Source organism: Shewanella basaltis, assembly GCF_023283885.1.
Lineage (GTDB): Bacteria > Pseudomonadota > Gammaproteobacteria > Enterobacterales > Shewanellaceae > Shewanella > Shewanella basaltis.
Genome location: NZ_JAKILA010000001.1, coordinates 1 through 17,936, shown reverse-complemented (window position 1 = coordinate 17,936; position 17,936 = coordinate 1). Strand labels below are relative to the sequence as shown.

General features: G+C 41.7%; 9 protein-coding genes and 4 tRNA genes. 5 read left to right on the top strand and 8 right to left on the bottom strand.

Features of this window, described 5'->3' with window-relative positions:
• Positions 1-32 precede the first annotated feature (32 nt).
• Positions 33-2,045, top strand: a complete 2,013-nt coding sequence (gene rep / locus L2703_RS00065) for a DNA helicase Rep (protein ID WP_248969121.1) — start codon at positions 33-35, stop codon at positions 2,043-2,045.
• A 1-nt stretch (position 2,046) separates the two neighbouring features.
• On the opposite strand, the gene L2703_RS00060 is transcribed toward rep, so the two are convergent.
• A complete protein-coding gene (locus L2703_RS00060) occupies positions 2,047-4,677 on the bottom strand; it encodes a diguanylate cyclase domain-containing protein (RefSeq protein ID WP_248969120.1) in 2,631 nt (876 codons plus the stop codon).
• Positions 4,678-4,929: 252 nt separating this feature from the next.
• Between L2703_RS00060 and L2703_RS00055 the strand changes: the two genes are divergently transcribed.
• From L2703_RS00055 to L2703_RS00040, 4 genes are all read left to right on the top strand, one after another.
• Positions 4,930-5,006: transfer RNA gene (locus tag L2703_RS00055), tRNA-Arg, on the top strand.
• Positions 5,007-5,058: 52 nt separating this feature from the next.
• Positions 5,059-5,134 (top strand) — tRNA-His (locus L2703_RS00050).
• A gap of 209 nt (positions 5,135-5,343) precedes the next feature.
• Positions 5,344-5,420, top strand: a tRNA-Pro gene (locus L2703_RS00045).
• A 119-nt stretch (positions 5,421-5,539) separates the two neighbouring features.
• Positions 5,540-5,616 (top strand) — tRNA-Pro (locus L2703_RS00040).
• Positions 5,617-6,489: 873 nt separating this feature from the next.
• On the opposite strand, the gene L2703_RS00035 is transcribed toward L2703_RS00040, so the two are convergent.
• The 7 genes from L2703_RS00035 to L2703_RS00005 form a co-directional block, all read right to left on the bottom strand.
• Positions 6,490-8,412, bottom strand: coding sequence for a bifunctional diguanylate cyclase/phosphodiesterase (locus L2703_RS00035; protein WP_248969119.1), 1,923 nt, complete (start codon positions 8,410-8,412; stop codon positions 6,490-6,492).
• 7 nt (positions 8,413-8,419) lie between these two features.
• Complete coding sequence (locus L2703_RS00030; protein ID WP_418359023.1) at positions 8,420-9,070, bottom strand: transglutaminase-like cysteine peptidase; 651 nt, start codon at positions 9,068-9,070, stop codon at positions 8,420-8,422.
• Between the two features lie 85 nt (positions 9,071-9,155).
• On the bottom strand, positions 9,156-9,761 hold the full coding sequence (locus L2703_RS00025; protein WP_248969117.1) for an OmpA family protein: 606 nt from the start codon (positions 9,759-9,761) through the stop codon (positions 9,156-9,158).
• A complete protein-coding gene (locus tag L2703_RS00020; protein WP_418359022.1) occupies positions 9,761-11,107 on the bottom strand; it encodes a TolC family outer membrane protein in 1,347 nt (448 codons plus the stop codon). The genes L2703_RS00025 and L2703_RS00020 overlap by 1 nt, the downstream gene beginning before the upstream one ends.
• Before the next feature lie 84 nt (positions 11,108-11,191).
• Positions 11,192-12,574, bottom strand: a complete 1,383-nt coding sequence (locus L2703_RS00015) for an HlyD family type I secretion periplasmic adaptor subunit (RefSeq protein WP_248969115.1) — start codon at positions 12,572-12,574, stop codon at positions 11,192-11,194.
• Positions 12,571-14,748, bottom strand: a complete 2,178-nt coding sequence (locus L2703_RS00010) for a type I secretion system permease/ATPase (RefSeq protein ID WP_248969114.1) — start codon at positions 14,746-14,748, stop codon at positions 12,571-12,573. Before L2703_RS00010 ends, L2703_RS00015 begins: the two co-directional genes overlap by 4 nt.
• An 85-nt stretch (positions 14,749-14,833) precedes the next feature.
• Positions 14,834-17,936: type I secretion C-terminal target domain-containing protein (locus L2703_RS00005; protein ID WP_248969113.1), on the bottom strand; the 3,103-nt coding region annotated here is incomplete at its 5' end.

Below are 17,936 nucleotides of genomic sequence, written 5' to 3'. Positions count from 1 at the left end.
CTTCGTTTACGTTTAGTAAGGTAGTGTGATTAATGAAACTCAATCCAGGGCAAAATGAAGCCGTACATTATGTCTCGGGTCCGTGCTTAGTGCTTGCGGGTGCTGGCAGCGGTAAAACGCGTGTGATCATTAATAAAATTGCTTACCTGGTCGAAAAGTGCGGTTACAAAGCTCGTAACATTGCAGCTGTGACGTTTACTAACAAAGCCGCACGGGAAATGAAAGAGCGTGTGGCGCAGTCTATGGGGCGTAAAGAAGCGCGTGGCTTGTGGATTTCAACCTTTCACACCTTAGGGTTAGAAATTATTAAGCGTGAACATAAAGTCTTAGGCCTTAAAGCGGGCTTTTCATTATTTGATGATCAGGACACTTTTGCATTATTAAAAGAGCTGACTCAAGATGAGTTAGACGAAGACAAAGACCTCATTAAAGCCTTGGCCTCGGCGATTTCAAATTGGAAAGGCGGTTTAATCATCCCTCAGCAAGCGCGCAGTATGGCAAAAGATGAACAGAGCCAATTGTTTGCTATGTTATATCAGCGTTATGCGCAGCACATGAAAGCCTACAATGCGCTTGATTTTGACGATCTCATTTTAATACCGACCTTATTACTGCGCATGAACGAGGAGGTGCGCACCCGTTGGCAAACCCGTATTCAATATTTGCTGGTGGATGAATATCAAGACACCAACACCAGCCAGTATGAGTTAGTCAAACTGTTAGTGGGCGAACGCGCTCGGTTTACCGTGGTGGGCGATGACGATCAGTCAATTTATTCGTGGCGTGGCGCTAAACCGCAAAACTTAGTGTTACTTGGTAAAGACTTTCCTAAATTAAAGCTGATTAAGCTGGAACAAAATTATCGTTCGAGCCAGCGTATTTTACGTGCTGCTAATATATTGATAGCCAATAACCCTCACGTTTATGACAAGACATTATTTAGCGAACTTGCCTATGGTGAACCACTGAGAGTGTTAATTGCCGCTAACGAGGAGCAGGAGGCTGAACGAGTGGTGGCCGAAATTATTCGCCACAAGTTTGTTGGCCGCACCCAATTTGGTGACTATGCCATTTTGTACCGGGGCAACCATCAGTCGCGTTTACTCGAACGCGCTCTAATGACCAACCGAATTCCTTACAAATTAAGTGGTGGTACATCATTTTTTGCTCGGGCAGAAATTAAAGACATTATGGCGTACTTACGCTTAGTGGTGAATCCTGACGACGATAATGCTTTTTTGCGCGTAGTGAATTTACCTAAACGCGGTATTGGCCCTGCAACCCTTGAGCGATTGGGTAATTTTGCTAATCAAAAACATATCTCATTGTTTGAGGCTATTTTTGATGTGGAGCTAAATCATCATTTAGCGCCAGCAGCGGTCAATTCCCTTTATCAATTCGGTCAATTTATTGTTGATACGGGTGAGCTTGCCACACGAGGTGAGCCGGTAGAAGCGATTAAGCAGCTTATTCGTAAAATTAATTATGAAGATTATTTATACGAAACCAGCACCAGTGCCAAAGCGGCAGAAATGCGTATGAAGAATATCTCTGAGCTGTACCGCTGGGTCACCGAAATGCTTGAGGGTGATGAGCTCGACGAAGCCATGACATTGCCTGAGGTAGTGACGCGGTTAACTCTTCGAGACATGATGGAGCGTAATAGTGAAGATGAGGGCGGCGATCAGGTGCAGTTAATGACTTTGCATGCTTCTAAAGGGCTTGAGTTTCCGTTTGTGTTTATGGTGGGGGTAGAAGAACGGATTTTGCCGCATCAATCAAGTATTGATGAAGATAACGTTGATGAGGAAAGGCGTTTAGCTTATGTAGGCATTACCCGGGCGCAGCGCGAGTTGTGGTTTGTGATATGTCGAGAGCGTCGTCAATTTGGTGAAACCATGCGCTGCGAACCAAGCCGCTTTTTACTTGAGTTACCCCAAGATGATTTAATTTGGGAAAACCGTAAACCCGCACAAACAGAGCAGCAACGTGTTGAAACCGGCAGGAGCCATATTGCTAACTTGCGTGATATGTTTAAAAAATAGTTTAGTGGTTAAGCACAGGGTTTATGGCGTTTTTTTTTTCGTTAAATAACTTACTTATCGCTCTGCCTTGGCCGCGAACATACCCGAGTTCTAAAAACTGCCGTACTTGTTGTTGTGTGTCGACTGTTGTGGCATACATGTCAAAATTAAGGGTTTGCGCGATCAGCTGGTAGGCTTTTACCAATTGTAATTGCTTGTCATTGAGTAAATGTTTACTGATGTCTATATCGAGTTTTAATGCTTTTATGGGCAAAAAGCTGAGGCAGCTTAATGAGCTGTATCCTGTTCCATAGCCATCAATACCAATTTGAACCCCTAATTGACTGATGACATCGAAACCATTGATGTGGTTTTCGGTATCTTGAACTAAGCATTTTTCGTTAAAAAACAACATTAGATGCTTGTATTCGATGTTGCTTTTTTTAATGGTGTTTTTTAGATTGCGTAACACAAACTTGTTTTTAATGTGCTGGCTACTAATCGATAAATGTAGCGTGACATCTTTATGATACTGCTGTTTTAGCCAATGATATTGATTACTTAAATGTGTGAAAATATAGCCATCTAAATTAAGCGTAAGTTGATATTGTGCCGCTAAACGTTTCATTTTTGCGTGCTCAATGATTCCTTGTCCAGGATGTTGCCATTCTACTTGGGGTTCAATGGCAATGATTTCTCCGCTGGTAAAATCGACGACTTCAACATAATGAATATCAAATTGTTGCTGTTCTAACGCCTGTTTGAAGTCGATTTCGAGTTCGTGTTGTTCTTTAGATTGGGCACTGAGGTGATCATCAAAGATGACATAGCAACCTTTACCGTTTGCCTTTGCTTGATACATGGCCGCATCAGCATCACGCAGTATTGATTCGCTGGTGACCAGTTTATTACGACCACTAAATGCAATACCGATGCTTGCACCAGAGATAAACTCTTGGTTAGCTAAGTGGTATGGCATTGATAAAGATTGTAAAATTCGTTCGCTTACGTCGACAGCATCTTGAGTTGAGCTAATTGAATCCAGCAAAATAACGAACTCATCTCCACCCATTCTTGCTAGTGTGTCATTTTCGCGTACACAAGATTTTAATCTCAGTGCGGTTTCGATTAAGAAGCGATCACCTTCTAAATGCCCAAAGGAATCGTTTATGAGTTTAAAGCGGTCTAAATCAATAAATAGCAGTGCAAATTGGTCTAAACCATGGCGACGTAAATGCTTTAACGCTTGTGACAAACGTTCCATTAAAAAACTGCGATTAGGTAAACCCGTTAGCCCATCGTGCTGTGCATCGTGTACTAGTTGATCTTCAATTTTACGGCGCTGTTGTATTTCTTGTTGTAAGTTACTATTGAGTTCGGCTAGTGCCCGAGTCCGTTCAATGACTTTATCTTCGAGTAGCTCATAACTTTTCTTTAGTGACTCAACGGCTTGTTTACGTTCAATCGCATTGGCAATGTGTTGTGAAACAAAGGTCAACAATTCTAAATCTTTTACTTGGTAGATGTGTTCATCATCAAGGCTGTAAATGGTTAATGCACCTGCTACATCACCATTGATTAACAATGGAATGCCAATCCATTGATGCATTCTTTGGGTTTTGTTTAGTTCTGGTGATTTAGAATAGATGTCGCCCATTGTGACCATGTTAGCGATATCTTTTGCTGACAATAATCGTGGCTGTTTGTGGCGTAATATGTATTCAGTTAAGCCATCTTGCATAGGGCGAGATGCCGGATATTCAGCCGCCATTTGCGAAACATAAAATGGGAAAGACAACATGTTATTGTCATCAATTAATGAAATAAAACAGTTATGTGCAGGTATTAATTGACTGAGAATTGCATGTAGTCGTGAATAAAAATGTTGCTGAGGCACATTAGAAGCTGATAAGTCTGCTATTTCAAATAAGGTTTTTTGCAGTTTTTCAGCTTTTACTCGCTCTTGTACTTCGATGCTGACTTTGTCGTATGCTTGGCTGAGTTCTTTGGTGCGTTCAATAATGGCTTGTTCTAATTGTTCATGGTGCTCAAGTCGTTCCATTACACCTGAAATGTGATGGCATATGAACCCCATGAGCTCGAGTTCTAGATCACCATAAGTGTTTGCTTCATTGTAACTTTGAACAACTAATACACCACTGACTACGTCTTGATTTTTAATGGGAACACCAAGCCATTGATGGCTAGGTGAACCTAAACTTTTGATATCGCCACTGGCGATGAGCTCGTTAAACTTATTGTCGTCACACAATAAAGGCTCACCGTTTCGTAGTACATAGCCGGTTAAACCACTATTGAGTAATGCAGATATTTCCTGGTCTGGGTACAGTTCTGTAGGGTGTGAATCTTGTTGATCGGCAAAAAATGGTAAGCTGGTTAATCCTGTTTTAAGGTCTCTTGATGCGATAAAGAAGTTTTCTGCAGGAATAAGTTGTTGAAGATGTAAGTGAACCCGTCGGTAAAAATCATCTAATGATGTCACTTGGGTCGCAATATTGGAGATCCCCAATAAGGCATTTTGAATAATTTCAGAGCGCTTATATTTTTTAGCCAACCGCTTTAATCGCGCAATCCTTTTTTGTAGGTGCTCGACTCTAGGAGATGTTGTTGAGAGACTTAAATTGGTATCCATATCCCGAGCTAGCGTTATCCTATTAAAAAAGCGAACAAATATTTTTGAACAATCATTATAATTACCATAAATACAAATGTGATCCAAGCGAAATTAATGTCAGTATAAAGTTAATAATTGGTATATTTAGATAAAAATGCGCAAATAGTTCGTACAAATGAGTCAAAAGTTAATCAGTCAGTTAAAAAAAGCAAATCAGGGCTAGACGTGAGAGTGTTTTATCCCTACTATATGCGTCGCTAACCAAGGCGAGCGCCCATAGCTCAGCTGGATAGAGCGTACCCCTCCGGAGGGTAAGGCCGAAGGTTCGAATCCTTCTGGGCGCACCATTCGGCAAGTATGGTTTCTGTCGTAGATGGTTAGTAAAATTGAATAGCAGTGGTGATTGTAGCTCAGTTGGTAGAGTCCCGGATTGTGATTCCGGTTGTCGTGGGTTCGAGCCCCATCAGTCACCCCATTCAATTTATAGATTTTCGGTGATTATCGCAGTTTGGTAGCGTATCACAGCTTTTGGAAAAGAGCGGAGCAGAGGGTGACCCTCAATAAGCCTCAAATACTAAACAAGATTTTCGGTGATTAGCGCAGTTTGGTAGCGTATCACAGCTTTTGGAAAAGAGCGGAGCAGAGGGTGACCCTCAATAAGCCTCAAATACTAAACAAGATTTTCGGTGATTAGCGCAGCCCGGTAGCGCATCTGCTTTGGGAGCAGAGGGTCAGAGGTTCGAATCCTCTATCACCGACCACTTTAAATACTAAACAAGATTTTCTGTGATTAGCGCAGTTTGGTAGCGTATCACAGCTTTTGGAAAAGAGCGGAGCAGAGGGTGACCCTCAATAAGCCTCAAATACTAAACAAGATTTACGGTGATTAGCGCAGCCCGGTAGCGCATCTGCTTTGGGAGCAGAGGGTCAGAGGTTCGAATCCTCTATCACCGACCAATTTAACAAAAAAGCCACTCAACTGAGTGGCTTTTTTGTTTTCAGGTTTTCATTTCAATGCTTGTCTTTTCATACCTATCTCCCATCGCGGTATAATACCATTTCCATTAATTATGTGACCAATCAGAGCCGCTCAGACTTTTCAGTTTGAGGCGCATTGTTGAAAGAATGGTTATTCCCTTTTAAGGCGATGCAACAAAGAAATGGAAAGTATGAGTGCCTCCTACAAGGCGGGTTTCTGTGCCTTCTATACTGCTTAATAGCATTTTGACGTACGACTGCATGGATGCAGGAGGTAGAACAACGCAGGAGCAGTTGTCGACGACTACATGGACGCAGGAGGTAGAACAACGCAGGAGCAGTTGTCGAGAGCAACTATGCCTGCAATCCTATTAATACCATTCCGCATTAATAAGTGACCACTCAGAATGCGTCCAGCGGTTTTTGATTAAGGCGTCGCTATGTAGTAATGGTTGTTCCCTTTCAAATAGCGAGAACGCAGAGCAAAAGCCGCTGGGGCATTCCTTTCAGGCGAGTTTTAAAAGGGCTTATACTGCGTTGCATGACTTCGAAAGAGAATAACTATTCATTCAGTCATTCGCCTTGTTTAAGCCCTTTTAAATTCTCGCTGAGAGATCACTTGCTAACGCGGAATGGTATAATTGCCTAGAAGACACAGAATTCCCGCTGAATGACCAGATAATTGCTGGAATTGGTATCACTCTCGTGGCTTAGTGTTTGGTGCTAATGGGGGGAGTATTATACAGTTGGTGCGAGGTTTGTTTTTCACAATAAAAAATCATACAAGCATGAATTCAAAGCGATAAAAAACCACTCCGAAGAGTGGTTTGTTGGTAGATTCTGTCGCTCGGCCTATAGCTTTACATTAACAGGCGGCGAGATAAAACCTTGGTAGGCATCGACTCTGAGTTCTGTAAAGCGGCTGAGCTGTTGTTTTTCTTGAATACCCGTCACAATCACCTGGATGTCTAAGCCTTTGGCTACGTTTACTAATGCTCGGCACAACTCACTGTTATGTTGGTTGTCTTCAATGTAAGCAAAAGATTGGTCTAGCTTGACGTAGTGTGGTCTTAAGCTTTGTAAATAAGCCATTGAGCCAAATTGGCGACCAAAGTGATCAATACCAAAGTGCGCGCCACTGTCTCGAATGACTTTACATAAGTTTTCACAGGCTTCTAAATCGCTGTATACGCTCGCTTCTGGGATTTCAAAGCAAATCCGTTCAGGATATTTATTTGCGCGTAAAAACTGCTTTAACCATGTGTGGAATTCAATATCGCTGATACTTTGATTGGTTAAGTTAATCGCGACTCTTTCGTAATTACGCTCAAGTAATCTGCATTCATTTACTGTCTCTATTAGGCACCGATCGAGCATGGTTCCCAGAGACAATAATTCAACATAAGGCATAAATTGGCCAGCATGAAGTGTAGTATTGGCGATTTTTAACTGACAATATAATTCGCGCTGGCAGACTTCATCTTTGGCGCTTAATTGAATTGGCTGCCAGCGGAACTCAAACTTTTTATTCTGAATCGCATAGCCTAAGTTTGTCCGCCACTCTTCACGTGTAAATAGTTGCTGCTGGGTATTTTCAAACCAATGGAATACTTTGGCATCTTTGATTGATTGCTGTAATGCATTATCTGCCTGTGCCATCATATCTGATACTGTCATTTGCCCTAAACGTTCGGCCACACCGATATTAAACTGCTCGTTAGGTTTGCAGCCTGCTTTTGATATTTCTTTATTTATCGTGCGTATGAGGCTTTGTAAGTACTTAGTGAGTTGGTCGTGTTCACAGTCTTCTACTAAAAACGCAAATTCATAGGCGGCTATACGGGCGATTACGGAGTGAGCAATTTCATCCTGATGATATTGCAATTTTTCTGAGAGGATACGAATGGTTTCATCTCGTACCTGGAATCCATATTTACTGTGTACGTCTTCTAACCAGTCCATTTTGACCAAATAAAGCGCACCTGTGCTGGGTTCGCTTAGCCAACCGTTAATGCGGCTGACCATGTACTGCCGGTTAGGCAGTCCTGATACTTGGTCGACAAGGTTCTTTTTCCGTAATGCAGATACTTCTTCATCTAATGAGCTAAACACCTGCTTTAGCTGAGCAGACATACTATTAAATGCGTTGACCAGTTCTTTGAGCTCTTGGGTTTTGGGCGTTGGCATATCAGGACCAAATTGGCGATCTGCAATTTGTTTTGCATGTACTGATAATGTGTTTAATGGTTTTAAAATCCAGCTTAGTCCCACTCTTGCAAATACAATTGCAATTAAGAACAAGATAGAAAATAAAATAATAATATTGGTGATAATGCGCCACAGTTCTTGGTAACCAAACCCTGGATGAGCTGTGATCTCTAGAGTGGCAATTTGAAGCCAGCCAGAAGTTATAGTGGTTTGTTTGTTGATACTTTTAAATAAGTTAAGGTTAATGAACCATTGTGGGACGTTGTTGACTTTAACAGGGTTATTCCAAACTTGTTGTTTGCCATCGACTAACCACGTGAGTTTGATTTGCTGATAATAGCCACCTTCAAAAATCACATTTACTAAAGTTTCTGCTCCGGCTGTATCTCCAGACTCTAGTACAGGTGTGAGCATTAATCCCAATGAGTTGCTGGCATTGTTAAGGTCAGACTCCATCTGTTTGGTTAAAAAGCTTTGTGTTTCTGAGAATTGAACGTAAGCGACACTTGCAATCGTTAATAAAAAAAGTGCAAAAAGTAACGCATAGATCTGCCTAAACAGTGTCATGTTGTCACTACTCCATTTTGAGTTTCGGTTGGCGTAAGCGGTCTACACCTAATCTAAGTTTAAGGTCAGTCCATTTCTCAAGGCGTGATGATGAGCCAGCTAATACACCTCGACCTTTTTCTTTGTTTAACCACAGCTGTTTACCGTTAAAGCTGTATACAGGGAGAAGATCTCTTCTTTGCGTTGCAGGTTTAATGGCTTTATCTAAATTATCTAGTACTAAGGGTATTGCGTTAGGCTGTTCATAATAGGCTAATACCATGTGATATTGGTTTAACGTGGTCGCCTTAACCATGGTTATCCGCAACTTATCTTCATTTACGCCAAGTTGCAGTAGGGTAAAGTATTTTGCGATAGAAAAATCTTCACAATCACCACCATTAACCCCAATAAACTCCATGGGTGATGCCCAATAGTTTGAGTCGCCCCAAAGTATTTTATCGTCGATAAACCTAAATAAATTAAAGAAGTTGTTCACTTTGTTTAATTTATCTATATCACTGAGTTGCTGTGCCTCATCAATAATGTTAAACCAGGCATTGGCTCTTAAAGCCGCTCTTTCGCCGTAGCGTTTCGATAATGCTGACACCACTTGTTGCTTATTGAGTTGTTGTGTCGGCGCGGCAAACAAGCATGAAACTAAAAGGGCCAATGCCACAACAATGCTGCGACAGACCCTTTTATAAAACCATGCGTTGACATAGTTGCCTTTACGACTCAATGGTCTTTATCCTGTTTAACGATTATTCATCCACATCGTCAACAGTATAGATAGTCCATCTCATCTTTGACATTGTATCTTCGCCGGTTACTGTTGCGATAACACGTCTATTACGGACTTCGCCTTCGGGAGTGCCACTGGTATCAATCGGTTTATCAAAACTATATCCAACAGCTGACATTCTGTCTTCACCAATTTCAAATGTATTTTCAAGGACATCTATTACGGCTTTGGCTCGCTTTTGAGATAGTGCTAAATTGAGTTCATAACTGCCTCTTAGGCTAGTGTGACCTTCAATAACGACTTTTGTCTCTGGGTATTTCTTTAAGATTTTTGCAACTTTTTCTATTTGACTGTAATACTCTTGTTCAATAACATCAGAGTTATTTGCAAATAAAATTTTCAGTTCTTGAGTGTTATTTATATCGCTAACTTGCCCGCAGCCATAGTTGTCAACCTCAGCGCCTAAAATGGTTCCTGCGCAATTTTCACGAGCTGTGATTACGCCGTCTTGGTCCATGTCGGTTAGGTCAAATTTTTGTTCTGTTGGTTTATCGAGCTCGACAATATCATTCATTGAACAGCCAGTGGCAGTCAACATCGCGAGTAGAATCATTAAGTATTTCATTATTGAACTCCTCCCTCATAAGTACGTTCACCACGCCATTCTTCTGGTCGTGTCACTCTGAGTGAGTCAAGTAAACTGCCGGTTGCATTTAACACTCTATAGCGTGCTGCAATTTCATCATATTCTGTTTGTAGGTAATCTTTACGTGCTTCAAATAACTCGTTTTCAGTGTCGAGTAAATCAAGCAGTGTACGTTGCCCTAAATTGAATTGTTGAACATATGCAACTTGAGTCTGTTTGGCCGCTATAACGTGCTCGCGAATATATTGCTTTTGTGGCGCTAGCATTTCAAAGGCATTCCAAGCTAACGAAATACCTTCAACCACTTGACGGTATGCACGTTGTTGAATTTCTTTTGCTTCATTGATTTTGTACGCTGTTTCTCTGTCGCGTGCTAAATCTTTTCCGCCTGAGAATAAGTTATATTTAACGCGCACCATTGCGACTAGGTCATTGCTGTGCCCACTCACATTTTGGCTGCTCAATGCGCTGTAACCGTCTTCACCATCAACGTCATTATTCCAGTTACCATTAAGTTCTAAACTTAATTGTGGGAAATAATTGGCTTTAGCTGAGTTACGCTCATTTTTTGCAGCGTTTATATCACCTTCAGCAGACTTTAAAATAGGGTGATTTTCTTTGGCTAGCATCACACCTTTATTTAGGCTTTCTGGAAGCATATCGGCGTCGGGTACTGGCAGAATGAGGTTTTCAGGTTCTGACTCAACAATTCGAATAAATGCAGCTCTGGCATCTTCGAGATTATTTTTTGCTGAAACCACATTAGCGTTTGCGCGTGCCAAACGACCAGTGATTTGCGACAAATCAGCAACTGAACCTAGCCCTGAATCTGTTCGTTCTTTGATTTGATCAAAAATCGCTTTGTGGCTTTCAAGGTTCTTTTCTGAGAGCGTTAATACTTGCTGGCTACGGATGTAGTCTAAATACACTTTAGATACTTCTAATGCCATGTCTTCTGCTGCTGCAAATAATGCCCATTGATCGGCTGTTGCTTCATAGGAATAGCGATCAACTTCGCTGCTGGTATAAAAACCATCAAACAACATTTGCTTAATACTAAAGCCAGCTTCGCCGCGATTTAAGTCGATTACGCCATCACCATCCACGTCGCCTTGACCTGCTTTACGACGAGTTGATGGGCTATCTGTCTGCTCCCAGCCATACCCTGCTGAGACATCCACTGTTGGCATGTAACCAGCGGTTGCTTGGTTAACCTGTTCTTCACGTGCTTTAAAACGGTTAAAGGCAATCCGTAAATCTGGATTTGTGTCTAGTGTGTGTGCAACCGCCTGCTCAAGCGATTGGCTTGAGGCTGCTGGTGCCATCAGCACAGACAAAGCGAGTGCAACGGCACTGATCTTTGCGTGCAGATTTATAGTCGTGCTCATTTAAAACCCTCCTGGTTCTTCTTAGCGCTCTCTAAGGGCGGTGTCTTTCGCTCTTAAAATTGGATTTAAAATGTACTCAAGTATTGATTTTTTCCCTGTGATAACGTCCACTGATGTGAGCATTCCAGGAATTATTGGCATCTCTGTGCCATCGTCTTTTAGTAAACTCGATTGTTCTGTTCTTACTTTAATAATGTAAAAACTGTTGCCTTCTTCATCTTGAGATGTATCGGCACTTATGTGTTCAACCGTTCCTTTTAATCCACCATAACGAGTAAAGTCATAAGCTGTTACTTTAACTATAGCGGGTAAACCTGGGTGTAAAAACGCAATATCTTTTGGTGTAATTTTAGTTTCTATCAGTAGTTTATCTTCTGATGGAACAATCTCAATGATTTGTTCACCTGGCTGCACAACTCCACCTAAAGTATTAAAGTAGATTTTTTTAATTGTACCCACTACAGGTGAGGTTATGACGGCTCTACTGACTTTATCAAATGCACCAATTTGGGCCTGGTTCATGCGTGACAATTTTGTTTGCAGTTCGTTTAACTGCGCACGTAAGTCGGTGGTATAAGCAAACACAGCATCACGACGTTTTAAAATTGCTTCGTCCATTGTTGCTTTCACTTTAGGTCGCAATAACCGTAATGATTGGAGTTCACCCTGTATATCATTAACTGTTCTTTCAAGTTTTAGCAATTCAACTTCGGGCACAATGCCTTTACGGGCGAGTGGGCGTGTGAGTTCAAGTTCACGGCTTACAAATTGAAAACTTGTTGTTAAAGTACTAATTTTTGATGCTAGCTCTTCTATTTCTTGCTGACGTTGTTGAATTTGTCGAACAAATATTTCGAGTTGATTGTTTAGGTTGTCTAAACGAAGCGAATACTCTTCTTTTTGGCGTTTAACGAGTTCTGGTTCTGCTTCGATTGTCTCACCCGGGAAAACTAAATCCTGCTTGGTAATTTTCACCTGTTGACGCCAGTCAGACGACATGTCAGAAATTACAATGCTGTCTAATTCAGCGCGCATACGAATAATATTGCTTTGTAAGCCAAAAACTTCTTGTTCTTGTTGGCCAAAATCAGATCTGAATCGAGTGTCATCGATGCGAGCTAATGGTTGTCCTTTGGTGACGATGACACCCTCTTGAACATAAATTTCTTGTAATATACCGCCATCTAGGCTTTGTATCACTTGCAATTGCGATGAAGGAATGACTTTGCCCATACCGGTTGTGACTTGGTCTAATTCTGAAAAGTAAGACCAAATAATAAAGCACAGTACCATGGCAGCAAGTGACCATATAATGAGCCGATGTCCTGTTGGAGCATCGGTCATGATTGCCCCGTATACGTCATCGACCATTTCTAAGTCTTCAGCGGTTAAATGTTTGCTCATGGTGTTTGCTCTCCTGCCATTGTGCCGGAGTTGAGCAGAGCAAGCACTTCATCTTTAGGGCCATCGGCCATAATATGCCCCCTATCTAATACGATGATGCGATCAACAAGATTAAGCAGATGCATTTTATGTGTTATGAGTAATAGGGTTCTGTCGCGGCTAACCAGTTGCATTGAGCGAATAAATTGTTTTTCGGCTCGTGCGTCTAAACTTGCAGTGGGTTCATCCATTAGCAAAATAGGCGGATCATTGAGTGTGGCTCTTGCTAATGCGACTGTTTGCCGTTGTCCACGGCTTAGTGATAAACCGCCTTCACCAACTTGTTGATCGAGACCTTCGGCTTCTAAGTCGGTGAACATATTAACCCCCGATAGCTGAATCGCTCTCATTAGTTGATGTTCTGTGACTTGGCGAGAACCAAATAAAATATTGTCGCGGATTGAACCATGGAACAGGGTGACGTCCTGAGGTAAGTAGCCAAAATTTCGTCTTAAATCGCTTGGATGAATTTGTCCTGAGTCTAATCCGTCATAACGTAAGCTGCCCTGGGTTGGTTTATATAAACCAATTAATAACTTGGCTAGGGTGCTTTTTCCTGAGCCATTGCGGCCAATAATGGCAATACGCTCACCAGGTTTGATGCGAAGCGAGAGCGGATGTAGGCTGGGTTTTTCACTGCCAGGAAAGCTGAAACTGATGTTGTCGGCTTCAATTTTACCCATAATTCGCTCTTTGCTTACTAGGTGTCCTTTATCTTCAAATTCGTCATCTTCTGCCATAATGGCGTCTAGTTGACGTAAAGAACTCATGGTGTAGTTAGCACGCGATATTAGTCCGGCTAGTTGCGCCATTGGCGAAATTGCTCGGCTAGACAACATGACGGCTGCAATAATCCCACCCATTGAAATTTCGTTGTCTGCTAGTCGATAAACACCAAGAATGACAACTAAAACAACTGTTGTTTGAACCATGAAATTAGCAACATGAGCCACATGGTTAGACAACTTTTTACTTTTGAGTTGCCAATTTGCAGTGTGTCCAATCATTTGTTGCCAACTTTTTTGGACTAGTCCTTCGGCGCCATTGGCTTTGATTGATTCTAGCGCTGCTAGGCTTTCGATCAAGTGTCCGTGTTTTAAGCTTGAAAACCGGTTACTTTCTTCTATTGCTTGTTTTAGTTTGGGTTGCAGATAAAGTGTGACAGCGATAATAATCACACCGCCTAGCACAGGGATAATGGCCAAATCACCCGCAACAATGTAGATAATCACGATAAATAGTAATGCAAAAGGGAGATCGACTAATGCTGTTATTGTCGCTGAAGTTAAAAATTCCCTAATACTGTCAAATTCACCTAGTTGCCTTGCCATACCACCAACGCTTGGTGAGCGTTTTGACAAGGGGATCCCAATTGCTTTGGCAAATAATTTTGATGAGACAATGATGTCGACTTTTTTGCCTGCCACATCGATTAAATAACTGCGCAGTTGACGCATAATAAAATCAAATAAATAGGCAATGCTGGCTCCAATGGCTAATACCCAAAGCGAATCGAAAGCTAAGTTTGGTACCACTTTATCGTAGACATTCATGATAAACAGTGGTGAGACTAGGGCAAATAAATTCACAAGAACTGATGCAATTAATGCATCTCGGTAAATTGGGGCCGCGTCTTTGATACTCTGCATTAACCAATGGGTACTGCTGTCGTGCAGGTGTACATCGAAGCTTTTATCGCCCCGGTAATCTTGCTTAACTAGAAACAGATAACCAACATATAACGACTCTAGCTCCTCAAGCGTGAGTGTGTCTTCACCACCTGTTTCAGGTAATTGGATAAGTGCTTTGTCATTCTCTAAATCGATTTCTCTTAATACACATGCTTTTTTATCTTTAAATAACAAAATGCACGGTAACAGTATGTCTGAGATTTGGTTTAAATCTTTACGTGATAGCTTTGCAGACAAGCCAGCTCTAGCCGCTGCCTGGGGAACTAATTCTGGGGAAATAACTGAACCAGAGAGTGGTAAGCCAGCCGCCAAAGAGTCAATAGAGCAAGGGCTACCAAAGTGTTCTGTTAGCAATACTAAGCAATCGAGTAGCGGATCAACCGTTACACGTTGTGAGGCAGAAATTGTCCACTGCTCGCTTGTTTTAGACGCAGTTATAGGCACCTAATAAGAGTCCTTAATTTTTTATTGTTAGAAATAACCATGTATGCGTCACATAATACTATGTGACGCATACAATGTGTTGTTATTAAGGAATAATATTTCCACTGTACTGATCGTATAAATCAGGTGGTGTGGTTCCTGGTGATGGTGCAGGGTTTTGGGTCGGTGTATCGACTATGAGTGCACCGTCATTTAACAACCCGTTGATAATCACACCATCGGTTGTTGCGCCATATTGCTGCGACAGGTCAACACCATCTAGTACAATGACTTGGTCAATAGTGCCATCTTTATTGGCATCGATAGAGATAGTGGTATTACCGTTACTGAACGAGAAATCTAAGTAATCATCAAGATTACCATTCTGTTCATTTTGTAATAAATCACTGATGTGAAGTGTATCGTTATTCACTTCAAAATCTTTGATTGTATCTGTTCCACTGTCGCCTTTAGACCATACAAAGGTGTCATTACCTAGACCGCCGATTAAGGTGTCATTACCTAAGCCACCGATAAGTACATCATTACCTTCGCCGCCATAGATGGTATCGTTGCCACCTTGACCAAATAAGATGTCATTACCAACACCACCGTCTAAAATGTCATTGCCATCATTTAAGTTGTTGATGTTGAATTCATTGACGTGCGTACGAATGTATTCATGTACCGCTTGAACATCAATGTCGGCAGGATTTTGGCCTGTTTTATCAGCAATGTAACTTTGCAGAGCAACGTAGCCTTGTTCAGAAGAGCCGCTAAATCTAACAATATCACCAAAGATAATATCATCGCCTTGGTTACCACTGGTATTGTCATCACCTTGAGATTGTAATGTCTCAGAGCCTGTAATCACACTGGATAAGTTTGATACATCGATTGATGCCCGTACGTAACCGTCTGTGTCATATAGTTTTAGATTGGCTTCATTTACCGTGGTATTGCCGTTAGCACTGGCTAAACTGATTGCTTCAACTTCAGACACTGCAGCAAGTAAATTAAATGCATGTAGGGCCTGAGCGGTTGTGTTTGTTCCACTGTCTGTAAAGCTTGTTACATTGTTACCGCTAAAACTGAGTTGCCCAATTTTTGCGCCAGTGTATGGTGAATACACCGCGCCGCTCGCATTAACAATAACTTGACCATCTATGCTGATAACTTTGCCTTTAGAGTAGTTATTTGCACTTAATAAGCTACTTAAGGTGAGATAGCTACCGGTGGCAACATTGTAACTCATCAATACTGTTGAAGTATTGGTGTCAACTGTTTGCGCATTTGGCGAACCATCTGTAATAAAGTAAGAAATGTTATGTCCAACATTATTGAGCACGGTACTGCTCGTAAACCAATTAATAGCTGACTCAAAACCAGCTTCATAGTTGGTTGTACCGGTAGCGCTCATTTTCGCAAGTTCTGCTAGCAATGTTTGGACTGCGTTAGGATCATCCATGTTTACAGACACGGAATAATTAGAACCCGTTGCAAAGTTAGTCAGTAATACGTTGACTTTACCGCTGTGCGAACCCGTTGCGCTATCGGCGAGTGAGTTAAACACGGCTTCGAGCTGAGTTTTAGCTTCAGCGATAACCCCAGACATACTGCCTGATGTATCAAATATAAACGCGATATTATAATTTTCGCCAGCAACAATTTGTAAGCCTTGCTGATCGCTGACAATAATATCGTTATTCACGGTTCCTTTGATGACATCATTACCTGGATTACCTGTGTATTTGTCATAAACAGTGCCAGAATCAGATTCTCCAACGATGTTAATTGTAACCGTTGCAGTATCTGTGGCGCCGTACTGGTCGGTGACAGTGTAGGTAAAGGTGTCTGTAGCAAGCTGACCAGCTGTTAACGATTCAAATGAATTATTAGTGTCATAGGAATAAGTACCATCGCTATGAATGGTTAATAATGCACCGCTTGGTAGTAAAATGACTTGCCCATCTGTCACTGCCGCACCATTTACATTGGTTAATGCAAATGTATTTCCTTGTGCATCTGAGTCGTTGTTTAATAGACCATTATTGACGTTGTTGATAGTTAACACACCATCTTCAGACACCAAGTAGGTCCCCATAATTGCTGGGCCAGCAGCAGTAATACTCGTCAAGAAGTAATCTGAAGAGTCTGATAATGCAGGTCCGCCATTGGTTTCACTAATGGTTTTAGTTGCTTCAAACACTAATTGGTCAAAGACGATATCGCCAGTATTAATAGTGAATGTCCCAGTGTCGCCAGAAAGGGTCTTAAAGGTTTCACTCGCCACCAATTGGCCATTGTAGTAAGCCTTCCAAATGCCTTGTTCACCGTCGTTTTCATTGGTAAACATATTCGAAACACTAAAGGTTGCTTGATTCACTAACCCATTAAAATCAATGACGATAGACTCTGATGTACCAGAAGCTGAATCGTATTCTATTTGGCCAATAATTTGATCAGCTGGGCGAGGTGAGCCCGCTACACCAAGTTTACCAGAGGTACTTTCAATATTAACCACACCCATAGAACCATCAGCATTACGAGCTGATATGGTCATTTTGTTTACGCCATTTGCCTGTGGAATAGCCCAGCCTGTGCTAGCACCTGTGGTAACGGTATACGATGAACCAGGGATATCGTCATTGGCATCAACGTTGTTTAAGTTGAAAGTAACTAAGGCTGTATCAGACAAACTGCCATCTGTAGTGCTAACAGTTAGTTGAATTTGACTGCCATTATCATAATCAATTTTTGTCGTGTCATTTACAGAAATAACACCTGTCTGGGCATTAATGATAAATGCACCGTCTTCACTGATTAAGCTGCTAGACCCATTTGAATGAATAAATGAGTATGTCAGCGTGTCTCCATCAATGTCTTTGTCAGTTAACGTATTGGCATCATTAACGTTATATACGGTAGTGCCGTTAGCAATAGAATCATTGATGGTATCTGTGTAATCGTTGATGACTGGGCCTTCATTGACATCGAGCTCAGTCAGTTTGACGTCGATGTTGGTGGTGTTTACGCCATCTGAGGCGCCGACCACAAGGTTATGCACGTTGGCTAAGGCTTCAAAATCGTTGGCCACTGCCGCAACGCCCGCTGGGGTCAAGGTGATGACACCGGTGTTGGCATCAATCTCAAACCAGCCTTGGTCATTGCCGCTGACGATACTGTACGTCACTGGTGTGCCTTCAGGA

Bases quoted from the DNA above. Each gene is read 5' to 3' on its own strand.
- rep (WP_248969121.1), top strand. From the start codon at position 33: ATGAAACTCAATCCAGGGCAAAATGAAGCCGTACATTATGTCTCGGGT.
- L2703_RS00060 (WP_248969120.1), bottom strand. From the start codon at position 4,677: ATGGATACCAATTTAAGTCTCTCAACAACATCTCCTAGAGTCGAGCAC.
- L2703_RS00035 (WP_248969119.1), bottom strand. From the start codon at position 8,412: ATGACACTGTTTAGGCAGATCTATGCGTTACTTTTTGCACTTTTTTTA.
- L2703_RS00025 (WP_248969117.1), bottom strand. From the start codon at position 9,761: ATGAAATACTTAATGATTCTACTCGCGATGTTGACTGCCACTGGCTGT.
- L2703_RS00020 (WP_418359022.1), bottom strand. From the start codon at position 11,107: ATGGCACCAGCAGCCTCAAGCCAATCGCTTGAGCAGGCGGTTGCACAC.
- L2703_RS00015 (WP_248969115.1), bottom strand. From the start codon at position 12,574: ATGAGCAAACATTTAACCGCTGAAGACTTAGAAATGGTCGATGACGTA.